2 protein-coding genes are annotated in these 1,929 nt (G+C 30.3%); both read right to left on the bottom strand.

Annotated features, from left to right (window positions below):
* Nucleotides 1-138: 138 nt before the first annotated feature.
* On the bottom strand, nt 139-672 hold the full coding sequence (locus tag A8C32_RS05105; protein ID WP_123803330.1) for a hypothetical protein: 534 nt from the start codon (nt 670-672) through the stop codon (nt 139-141).
* A 239-nt stretch (nt 673-911) separates the two neighbouring features.
* Entirely contained in the window at nt 912-1,769 is an 858-nt protein-coding gene (locus tag A8C32_RS05100) for a hypothetical protein (protein WP_123803329.1), read from the bottom strand.
* Nucleotides 1,770-1,929 lie beyond the last annotated feature (160 nt).

Raw genomic sequence — 1,929 nt, 5'->3', positions numbered from 1 at the left:
CCAAATATGTTTGTACATTGGCAATATGGATTTACACCTTGACTTGACTTGTTAAGAAGAGCCGTATGATGGGAGACTATCACGTACGGTTCTGTGAGAGGTTTAGGGGTGAGATTCCCCTTTACCTACTCGACCTTTCTAGCATAATAATTGGATTCGTACTAATAACTTATTCATATTCCTCCATTTAATCCAACCCGTTTTTCGTTCAGCATTTTCTTTTGGGTAAGGTTCGCAATTAGTCGCAAATGAAACTTCAATCCAAAATTCTCCTTTTCGTTCAATTACATCTGTCACTTTTAGGGTTTCGTATTTGCAATCGTTGATAATACTTTTCTTATCAGTTTCGATTGGATTACTTCTGATTAAGTTTTCCTTGTCAATTCGTTCAACTGAAGCGGTCATTAAAATAGTTTCCCAATTTTTAAAAATATAATTTTTATTATTTGGGATAAATCCAATTTCGGAATCGTTGATTAATATTTTGTAGTATGAACTGTTTTTTTCAAGACAGATAAAATGATACAGTCCATAGTCAGGCTTGTAGAAAAAAGGAAATATTTTGTCGGTCTGAATTCTATTTGTCAATTCTTTATTCGTGTAAATATCTTTTGGATGAGACATATCCTCATACGAGTATGGATTATCAGCAATAGCAAATCCGATTCCCAATTCTTTCGGCTGTCTATTTTGTCCATAAATCACAGAAATAGATAAGCATAAAATTATTAATATCCAGTTTTTCATTCTATTCAATATGTTTTTCTGCATTAAGCACAACGGTCTAGTATAAGAATAGTAGCGGATTTTTACGCACTAATTTTTTGGTTAAACACAGACCTTTTTTATATTTACCTACTTGTGTTTTAGCGATTAAACCGCTATTATTTTTATACATTGTTGTGAGCTGGTTATTGTTTTCCAAATGTTGATAAATCTACACCTAGTCCAATTCCAAAATATCGCTCTTTATTATAATTCCATTTTTTGACATTATCAGTTATTCCAATATCCCAAGCCATAATTCCGAAAATTTGAAATCCTTTTAAATTAATACCTATTCCTGGTCCTATAAAAAATGCCAATCCATCTTCTTCTTTTGTGATAGGTTTATTTGCTAGACTAGTAGAACTTTCATCTAAGGTTACTTTAGAAAAACCAAAACCTAATCCTGCAGAAATTCCATAAACACTTTTTTTAGCTTTAAGTCTTCTGTTTTTAAAAAATTCCAAATTATAATTATATGAAAATGACGCTCCAATTTTTAAATCTGTCGTTACTTTGCTTCCAATAGTATCGTTCAATTTAGGTCGTATTGCAAATGGAACAGTAACAGCACTCCATTTTAGATAAGATTTGGTTAAAAGGGCATAGCTATTTTCAGGTATTTTTATATATCCTTTATTACTTAATTTTTCATCTGGCCTTTTAAAATTATAAGGATTAATATAAAGTTTACTAGGGTCTTTATCCTCAAATAGAACTTCACTTATTTTCCAATTACTTTTTACAACAATTGCTGAATCAATTTTGGTTTTTATTAAAGAATCATTCTCGAGAATCCGTTCAATTTCAAATTTCCCTACTTTTTCTTTTAGAGTCCAGCCTGCTTTTAATGTATCTATTTTAGTCCCTATTTTTATATAAACAGTATCATTTGAAGCCCATTTCTTGTGTAGTCTATATCTCCCATATTCTTTATCTTGACTTTGGGCATTCATAATTAGTGGGAAAAATAAAATGGATATTACTAAGTATATTTTTTTCATATTTGGTTTTTTACTTGCTCACAACGGCAGTTCGTCTAATAACCTCCGTGTTTTTTAATAGTTCGTACTAAAATACTTTTTTTTACTACACTTATTACATAGCAATTTGCTTTTTTTGATAAAGACTAGAATAAAGAGCTAGAACTCCTAAAAAATCTAA

The organism is Flavivirga aquatica (assembly GCF_001747085.1).
Taxonomy (GTDB): Bacteria; Bacteroidota; Bacteroidia; order Flavobacteriales; family Flavobacteriaceae; genus Algibacter_C; species Algibacter_C aquatica.
Note: the sequence above shows the minus strand (reverse complement) of the source record. Positions and strands in the feature narration are given on the sequence as shown.

What these genes read in the sequence shown, in the direction of transcription:
- A8C32_RS05100 (WP_123803329.1), bottom strand. Translation starts at nt 1,769, where the DNA reads ATGAAAAAAATATACTTAGTAATATCCATTTTATTTTTCCCACTAATT.